Genomic DNA, 9,166 nt, shown 5'->3' with positions numbered 1-9,166 from the left:
ATTACTGAAGAAGCCTTCAAGAATAGCTTTGTGCAACAAAGCCATCTAGAGAACTAGACTACAGAAGAAAGAAAGCCTCAGATGAAGCAAAAAGTAATGATGAAAAAATTGAACAGATGTAAACTATGTATTAACAAATAAGCATCTTTGCAATTTTAGTATCCGTATATTCCATAATTTATTTCGAAACAATTAAAGCTTATGTCACTATTAGATAAAATTCCTCAAGACGAAAAATATAAACTCAATATTCAACATCACAGTGAAAATGTGGAAATCTGGTGTGTATTACTAGACAACATGACGTTAAAAGTAAAACATTGGAAAATCGAGGATAAGAGTGAAGACTTAACGCTAAGAGAAATATGGCTTAATGAGGTTAGACAATTAAATAGACTAAAATCTATCGGCAACTCAAGCAAATATTTAGAACTATTGTATAAAAGTGATATTGATGAAAAAGGCTACTATCTAATTTATAAAACTAGTGAAGATACTATAACATTAAGAGAATTTATTGAAGACAATATAAAAGATACAAAGACAAGTAGACAAAACTTTAAGTTAAAACTGAATTACCATTGGATACACCCACTTGGTTTAAAAAAAATAGAAAACAGAATAATTCTCTGGAAAAATATTTTAAAAATTGTTAGAGCTATTAAAATATTACATGATCAAGGAATAGTTCATAGAAATATTTCTTTAGATACTATATTAGTAGATGACTCACAAGACAATGATGAAGAAAGTGATAAATTTAAGTTAAGTGGTTTTGAGTGGTCAATATATTTAAACAATCTAAAAAAGGTTGATTACTCACCAATTATTAAATCAGAAATAATAAACTCATCTACAAGTAATGACTGGTGGAGTTTAGGAAACATTATAAAAGAAATACTCCACTCTAATAATTTTGAGTTATTTTTATCAAAATCAGAAATAAATATTTTAAAAATATTGGAAGATAATAATGAAAATAAAAAAAATCTATTAAATGCAGAAATTATTGAAAAAATTATAAAAAATATAATAAATGAACTACCCCAATATGATAATAATAATCAAAATGCATATTTAACAAGCAATGACAATCAGGAGAGCGATGGCTATAAAAAAATAAGAAATAAATTATGTGAATTCCTGAAAAAAGAATTAACATATGAAGAAGTATTTATATTATTTGAAAATGATTTAAATCTAACAAAAATTGATATAAGACAAGTGGAATTTAAAGATAATTATGTTTACTTACTAAAAGGAAAAACATTAATTTATCAAATTGATAGTTATAAACAAGGAAATCAAAATTGGGGAATTGGATATATAACAAACATCTTCGAAAAATACCCAAATTGGAGTGACTTTTCAGAAAAAATTGAAATACATAACAATACCAGATACATAAAAAAGAGCAAAATTAGCTCACAAGAAAATGATGATTTTTTCAATTGGAATATAGTTGTAAATCAATTTGAAAAAAATAGAATATTAAATGATAAAGAAAAAAAATGCTTACAAGGCTTAGTTTTAAACCATGCAATTGACACAGCATCATTTATGAATCAAAAATACAATGTAAAATATGAAGAAGTAAACACTGAGAATATAGATATACATAGTAAATCTATATTTGAAGATGATAATAATTATTACCAAATAAGCTTAATTACAAGCGAACATAAAGACAAAATAAGTCAAAGTTTAAATATTAAAAAGCAATCAAGTATATTTTATAGCCAATTCGAAACCGAAGAGTTATCTAAAGAATGGATAATAGAAAGTAAGAATGAAAATGAAATTAAAAAAACATTTACTTTATACTATGTAACGAAATTAAATGGTAAGTTAATATTCTCTTCAAAACAAAATATTAACATTCATTTTAACATAAACGAAGAATACATTTTTTATCCAAAATCTATAAGTGGCACAAAGATACAATTAGAACGCAGAAATCATTCTATTAGTAAACTTATTGACCAGCAAAATCTTCTTGAAAGTTTAACTGACCCCGCTCAGTGTCTACAAGAAATGAGCTATGATTACGATTTAACTGAATCTCTTAAAGCTTTAGATAATTCCAAGAGAAATATTTTTCATAAATTACTAACTATTAATCCCAACTTTATAGTTCAAGGACCTCCAGGGGTAGGAAAAACGCATTTAATATCAACATTAGTAAAGCAAATCTTTAAGGATGAAAAAAGTTCTAAAGTTATAGTCACAGCTCAAAGTCATAGTACTGTACAAGTTCTATATGATGCAATAACAAAAAATTGTGAGACTGATGATCTTATTATTATTGATGCTTTTGATAATGATGAAAACATAGAAGATGAAAATACCTATAATAAAGTCATGAATAAATATATTGAAAATTTTTCAAAAAGTGGAATGTATAAAAATGCAATAAAAACATACCATCATGATGTAAAAACAGAACTAAGGAAAATCGTTCAGGAAAAACAATCTTATCAGTTCTATAATACTGTGCTAAAAAGTGCTAATTTAATCTTTACAACAACCAATTCAAAAACACTAGAACGCTTAATTAGAAATAATATAAATTTTGACTTATCCATTATGGAAGAAAGCGCAAAGGCATCTGGAGTAGAACTGATTTCACCTATGCTTGTTTCACATAAGAGAGTAATGATAGGTGACTATTTACAGCTTCCTGCATTTGGCGAACAAACAATCAATAGTATAGCAAAAAATAAGGATTTATTTGATTATCGCTTAATTCTAAGTGAACTAAATAATATTAACTTCCGAAAAGATATTCTATATAAGCTAGGTCTTAATTATCAATCTCCAGAAGACTTAGAAATAGATGATGGAATAAAAAATGAAATAGTTCTTAATCTAACAAAATATTTTTCTATTTTTAGATTTTTTGCAAAAGAAGCTGAAAAAATTAAAAATAGAGATACTAAAAGTTTTGGAGAAACAATTAATACCCAATACAGAATGCATCCCGACATCTCTAAAATAGTTTCTAGTACTGTATACAAAAATATACTTCAAGATAACCTAGAACAAAAAGAGTACTATTTAAAAGAAACATCTATACCAATTATATTTAAAGATCACAAATTTGAAGGTGATTTAAATCTTAAAAAAGCTGTTATCTGGGTAAATGTAAAGGATAAAAATGACAATCCCAATCAAATTTCAGATTATGAATCTGATTATACTAATGAAAAAGAAATCAACATTATTAAAGAAATTTTAGATGCGATGCATTTAAATGAAAATTATTTAAAAAAGAAAACCATCGGTATTCAAATACTTAGCCCCTACCGAAAGCAAGTTGAAAAGATCAACATTAGTTTAAAAGATTATCAATTAAATAATGGGTTAAAAATTGAAAATGGTGCTGATTTTGCAAGAACTGTAGACTCCTTTCAAGGAGATGAAGCAGATATTATAGTTATTAGTTTAGTAAGACATAATAGCTTCACTCCTTATACACGTGCATTAGGCTTCCTAATGGATATGCGCAGAATGAATGTGTTATTAAGTCGTGCAAAATACAAAATGATCATAATTGGTTGTTTTAAATTATTTAAATATTGGAGTAACTATATTGAAGAAAACCCTCAGCTATTCCAAAAAATAAACAATGAATTAGAAATAAATAATTTGAATTTTATTACTGATTTTGTAAAACTTGCTACTCCAGATTACAATTTAATGATAGATAAATCCATGAACTCAAAAGAATTTAAATATATTAACTTTTTATCTACTGATACAATTCTGGAGAATAGCAATGAATCATAACATTAAAAAATATACAGTTGCCTTTCCCTTTAAATATTCGAAATCTAAATTTTGCATAAAAAAATTATCTGAGTGGGGGGTTGTTGACTATATTTTTCTAAAAGAATTGAGTATTAAAAGCTATAGCCTACAAGAATTATGTACTTACTCCAATCTAGAAAAACAAATAGTTATCCAAATTTTACTACCTATGATGAAAATAGGCTGGATTGAGCTTTTAACGAACAGTTCTGATTTCTATTTTGTTATAACTGAACTAGGTAAAATTGCTTGTAGAGAAAATAAACTCCCCGACAAAGAAGAAGATTATGATAGAAATAGAGATTTTTTAATTGACTTCAATAATAATTATTATGGAATTCAAAAATTAAGATTAATTCCTGAAGCTGAAGTTCGAATTAATGAGCTACAGAAAACTCAAAATAATTTTATTAAATTTACAATACCGAGATTTGAGGTTTATCCAAACTACAATTTAATGTACAAAGCAGTAGAATTTAATAATGAAAAAATTATAAATATTTTAGATGATTTTCACTTTGGAATTAACGATACAAAATATATTTTATTTGACATACATTACAACAAAAATAATAATCAGGTTTTTTTTCATGATGAAGAACTAATTAGTAAGTTTTCTAAAGACATAAGAGACACTATTTCTCAATTTAACTTTTCCGAAATCGAAGATAAAAAAATAATTCGGAAAGACTACAATCTCCCTAAATTTGACTTTAACTCTAGCTATAAATTTGAAATAGATAATGATTCTCTAGATATGGTTTTAGGAGCTAAAGCACACCAAGACGCGGTAATCAATCTTATTAAAGAATCTGATGAATACCTAATTATTCACTCTACTTTTATTGGGAAATGGTGCATTAAAAATAAAGACAATGAATATACAAATGTTTTTAATGAGTTAAAGAATGCATTAAAGAGAAATGTAAATATTTATATTCTTTGGGGTAAAGATGAACCAGATGAATTTGATGATAATTTTGAAAAATCAAAATTAGAAATTTCAGATATTGAAGCCTTACTCAATGAATTTAATCATAAATGTATTAAGGATGGCATATTAAATACCATCAACTTTAATAACTTCTCTAAAACGGGTTCTCATACAAAATTTATAGTATCTAAGACATCTAAAGATGTTAAGTTATTTTTTAGTTCTTGCAATTTCTTATATACTGAATACTTAAGGTTTGAATCTGCACTGTTAATAACTGATAATACTTTCATTAAAAACTTCCTTTGTATCGCAGCAGATATTAGTTCTGGCAAAGATTTACATTCTGGTTCTATTCGTAATGAATTTATACAGTTCTCTAAAAATATTCCAGATAGTTTAGTTTCATCAAAAAATAAAATAAAAGTTAACTTAGTTTTGAAATATCAGCATTATGATTATATTGATTTAGCTAAAAAAACTTGTAGAAATAGACTCTATATTCTTAGTGATAAACTGAATGATGTAGCATCACGACCAATAGCTGATGCCTTAAAAAACTCTAGTTTTAAAAAATATGCTTTCTTCTCACAAAGATCTGAGAAATTTACTCCTGAAATGGAAAAAATATTTACACAAAATTTGCTTAAACCTCCAATTAATATCAACCTACAATTACATAATCCCAAAAATCGTTTAGAAACAGGAAAAAATCCAAAAAAGAACCATTCAAAAGTTCTTGCATGGGACAACAATAATATATTAATTACAAGTTTAAACTGGCTTTCATCAAATGCATCTAAAAGTTCGTCATCAACGGATATTTATCATGAAATAGGCATATATGTGGAAAAAAGGGATATTGCCAGAAACTTTATTAATACTTTCAATTCCTTATGATGCCAATAATTTATCTTTAAAATTTGAACTTAATATGTTTGAGGATGTGTATCAAGTATACAAGATAGGTTGCTTTCTACCCGCAGCCTAAAACATATGTATCAAATGAATATCTCATACTTCTATAGATAAATTTTTTTCATTTAGACTATGCTTTGAGAAAGAAGAATTTTATAACTCTTCTTTCTATTTCTATCTAGTAAATAAAATTTTAGATGTAAATTTCCAACACATCTATTAAGCCATCAATCAATATAGCACTGTGTATATCTACTTGATTAATTGTATGGTTCTCATCAAAAACAGATTTAAATAAATTTTCAATGATGCTTTTGGCTTCACGTAATTTATCATTACGTGATAAATTATTTAAGATAATTGTACCTTTAAATACAGTTTCCACATTTGCTAATTTAATTAAACCATCACTTCCATGAAGTCTAGCAATCCTATTTCTAATAACATTAGCAGTGTCTTCATATTTTATTGCTCTAGGTGAAACAGAATAAGTAAGTAAAAACGTATGGCTAGACATATAATAGTATCCATTTTCAAAATCATTAATTAACCGATGTTAGCATTTATTTTTTATCAATAGATTGCTAAAAAAGCGCATTTTAAATTAAAGCGACAATCTGTGACTTTGAATTTAATAAGTTATAGATAAAAGACCTTAGATAGCAGTTTTATAAATTTTAATTTATCAGCGTAGCTATCATTGAACTATACTCAAAAGATAACAAAATTAAATGATAAAAATATTATCATTAAACTTTTAAAATAAATTAAATGATAGTATTATCATAATACTTTATTAAATATAGACAAATGATAAATGACTATTAGAATTTATGTACGTGCTAGTACTAAAGACCAAGATGCAGAAAGAGCTTTAGATGATTTACGAATGTTTGCTAAATCCATTAAAGGTGATGTAAACGAATATATTGAGAATGAATCAGGTACAAAGTTAGATAGACCGATTTTAAATCAACTATTAGATGAGTCAAAGCATGGTGATACGTTACTAGTTGAGAGTGTCGACCGCCTATCTAGACTTTCCCAAACTGACTTTGATGTTTTAAAAGGACGCATAAAAGAAAAGGGCTTAAAGCTCGTTGTATCTGATCTACCGACTACACACATGCTAATTAGTTCAAACGATACCATTACAAGCTCTATTCTAAATCTAGTAAACAACATGCTTATAGATTTGTTGGCTACTATGGCTAGATTAGACAATGACAAGCGTAGAGAACGTATTAAACAAGGCTTAGAAAGAAGTGGATACAAGCCATGTGGCAAAAAAGCGGACATCGCAAAACATGCTAGAATTAAAGAGTTAAATAATAAAGGTTTAACGAAAGAAGAAATTGCTAAAGCTGTAGGTTGTGGCATCGCTACAGTATATAGGGTACTTAAAAACTAATATAACTCAAGTTAAAAATCAACCTTGAAGCCCAGGCAACCAACTGATATTATTAAAAATAATTAACAATCCTCAATAATAGAACATTAATTATCTAACATCAGGAATACTTATGAAATTATCAAGTTTGATAAAATTTACCATTCTCAATGTAGCTATTACATCATCCTTTACGCTGTATGCGAATCCAGTAAATACTTATGTAGGTATTCCAAAACAAGATACTCAATTTGCGCAGTTCTTAGAAAAAAACAGAAATAAGAATGTATTCTTAAATTTAACAATTAAAAACCCTAATGAGTTCGATGATATTAGCTCAGGATATAGAGGCGTTAGCCCAACTTTTTATGTAGCTTCGTTAGGTAAACAAGCTTATGAAGTTTATATCGAATGTGACAAAATTAATAACTCTCAAGCAGAAGATACTATTGGTAAATGCTCACCATTTGTTACTTGGAATGAAAGAACTGGAAATTTAAAGGGAAAATTTACGATAAAAGATCAGGGTAAAAATAAAATGGGAAGTCGACTATTCTATCTTATTGCTGAAAAAAGCAGTCAAATGACCGTCGTGGTGAAAGAACATTTAGGAATGAGTGAATCTGGTGATGGTTATTCATTTTCAACTAAAGATGGTAACGAGTTTTATATATATAATGCTGGCGGAGCCTCATCTCTTAAAGGCGAATCCAATATTATTGAAAATGCTACGATTTGCTTAAAATTTAGCCCTAATAATGGTGACATTACGTCAATTTCCAAAGGTAAATGTCAGTAATACTTATAAAACACAAAAAAGCAAGATTTCATCAATCTTGCTTTTTAATAAAGTGACTCTTATAAATAAAACTATTTTCGAATGTATTCAGGAAATGCTTTTAATAAATCAGTACAAATTACTGATTCACCTCTTTCTGACTCATTTCGATCAAACTCCGCCATACCAAATTTCAACACTTCTAAACCTCTTTCTTGACCTAATTCATGCTCAAAACATTTCTTCGAGTCATCAATGAGTTCTTGATTGTATTGACTATATCCACATTGAAACTGTGCCCTGCTTAATAAGCCATGCAGAGAAACAACTTGTTCACAATACGTTGGTTGTTCTCCGTTCGCAGGCTTTAATGCTTCTTTTGCGAAAACAGTACTGCCCCCAAAAAGCAAACTTAGAATTACTAAAATGATTTTTTTCAATTAACTACACTCCATATAAAAAACAAGCAACTAATTCATCTTTATGCTTAATTTTGAGGGCCAAACATATAACTGCCAAAATTTGTCTTTACTTCTATTTCTTGAACCATTTGAGCATCACAACCACCTATTGATAATGCTACATATTCACCAAATTTTAAGCTTGATGGAAGTTGCTTTTCTCGCGCATAGCTAGAAAGACCACATTGATTCCCTCTATTTAAAACTACATCATATACAACAACTTCCTCATCAGCTCGACCTTGAACTACAATGTCATATGCAACCTTATCGTAAAGTGATGTATTAAATTCATTAACACCGAATCTTACAGCGATTGGTTGACCTTCGCCCTTTTGATTAACTGTATTAACATAGCTTTCTTCACTCCCCCCCTCATCTCTAAAATCTGCGCTATTTTCCCATTCTGAACGCTCTTCATCAACGTTCCCTGAAACATTGCCTATGGAATTCTCATTCAAAATATTTTCAGATTTCTCGCTATTTTTGATCATAGATTTATTTGTAAGGTCATACTTATTTAGAAATTTTCCACCAACGATCATTACAAAAACAATCATTGATAACATCGTAAACCATGACTTAAAACTTCCCCCTACTTCATTCTTAACATATCCCGTCTTGATAAAGCTTTTCATATCTTCACTGAATAATAATATGAGTACATAAATATCAATTAATATTGAATACAAATATAGAAGAAATTGGAATGTAGAGTAACTTTCAGTGAATAAAGATAATCCATATGAAGCTATTCCAATAATAATTAAAAATATTAATATAATTCTTGCTAGTTTTTTACGCTTGTATAGAAAGTAAATTAATATTAGGAAAGAGGTGGTTCCACTTGTTTGAACAACTAAAAGCGTATTTAT

Annotated in this window: 6 protein-coding genes and 1 pseudogene; 4 read left to right on the top strand and 3 right to left on the bottom strand. The window is 27.7% G+C overall.

The genetic code is table 11. From position 1 onward, the window contains the following. Positions 1-201 precede the first annotated feature (201 nt). Entirely contained in the window at positions 202-3,789 is a 3,588-nt protein-coding gene (locus OKC24_RS18510; RefSeq protein ID WP_241284340.1) for an AAA domain-containing protein, read from the top strand. Then, positions 3,779-5,644, top strand: a complete 1,866-nt coding sequence (locus OKC24_RS18505; protein WP_125281770.1) for a phospholipase D-like domain-containing protein — start codon at positions 3,779-3,781, stop codon at positions 5,642-5,644. Before OKC24_RS18510 ends, OKC24_RS18505 begins: the two co-directional genes overlap by 11 nt. Before the next feature lie 211 nt (positions 5,645-5,855). On the opposite strand, the gene OKC24_RS18500 is transcribed toward OKC24_RS18505, so the two are convergent. Continuing rightward, entirely contained in the window at positions 5,856-6,179 is a 324-nt protein-coding gene (locus OKC24_RS18500; protein WP_125280414.1) for a hypothetical protein, read from the bottom strand. Between the two features lie 300 nt (positions 6,180-6,479). On the opposite strand from OKC24_RS18500, the gene OKC24_RS18495 reads away from it, so the two are divergent. Both OKC24_RS18495 and OKC24_RS18490 read left to right on the top strand, forming a co-directional pair. Beyond that, positions 6,480-7,073, top strand: a complete 594-nt coding sequence (locus tag OKC24_RS18495) for a recombinase family protein (RefSeq protein WP_125280415.1) — start codon at positions 6,480-6,482, stop codon at positions 7,071-7,073. Between the two features lie 112 nt (positions 7,074-7,185). Continuing rightward, positions 7,186-7,851 carry a hypothetical protein gene (locus OKC24_RS18490; RefSeq protein ID WP_213070278.1) on the top strand — a complete coding sequence of 222 codons (666 nt, stop codon included), beginning with the start codon at positions 7,186-7,188 and terminating at the stop codon, positions 7,849-7,851. 71 nt (positions 7,852-7,922) lie between these two features. Here OKC24_RS18490 and OKC24_RS18485 read toward each other — a convergent pair whose 3' ends face one another. Continuing rightward, positions 7,923-8,270 carry a hypothetical protein gene (locus OKC24_RS18485; RefSeq protein ID WP_125280416.1) on the bottom strand — a complete coding sequence of 116 codons (348 nt, stop codon included), beginning with the start codon at positions 8,268-8,270 and terminating at the stop codon, positions 7,923-7,925. A gap of 47 nt (positions 8,271-8,317) precedes the next feature. Then, a pseudogene (locus tag OKC24_RS18480) lies at positions 8,318-9,166 on the bottom strand (hypothetical protein); the annotation flags it as partial.

The organism is Acinetobacter entericus (genome assembly GCF_026168575.1).
Taxonomy (GTDB): Bacteria; Pseudomonadota; Gammaproteobacteria; order Pseudomonadales; family Moraxellaceae; genus Acinetobacter; species Acinetobacter bouvetii.
The sequence above is the reverse complement of the archived record's forward strand: the minus strand, read 5'-3'. Positions and strand labels throughout refer to the sequence as shown.

Bases quoted from the DNA above. Each gene is read 5' to 3' on its own strand.
- OKC24_RS18510 (WP_241284340.1), top strand. From the start codon at position 202: ATGTCACTATTAGATAAAATTCCTCAAGACGAAAAATATAAACTCAAT.
- OKC24_RS18505 (WP_125281770.1), top strand. From the start codon at position 3,779: ATGAATCATAACATTAAAAAATATACAGTTGCCTTTCCCTTTAAATAT.
- OKC24_RS18500 (WP_125280414.1), bottom strand. From the start codon at position 6,179: ATGTCTAGCCATACGTTTTTACTTACTTATTCTGTTTCACCTAGAGCA.
- OKC24_RS18495 (WP_125280415.1), top strand. From the start codon at position 6,480: ATGACTATTAGAATTTATGTACGTGCTAGTACTAAAGACCAAGATGCA.
- OKC24_RS18490 (WP_213070278.1), top strand. From the start codon at position 7,186: ATGAAATTATCAAGTTTGATAAAATTTACCATTCTCAATGTAGCTATT.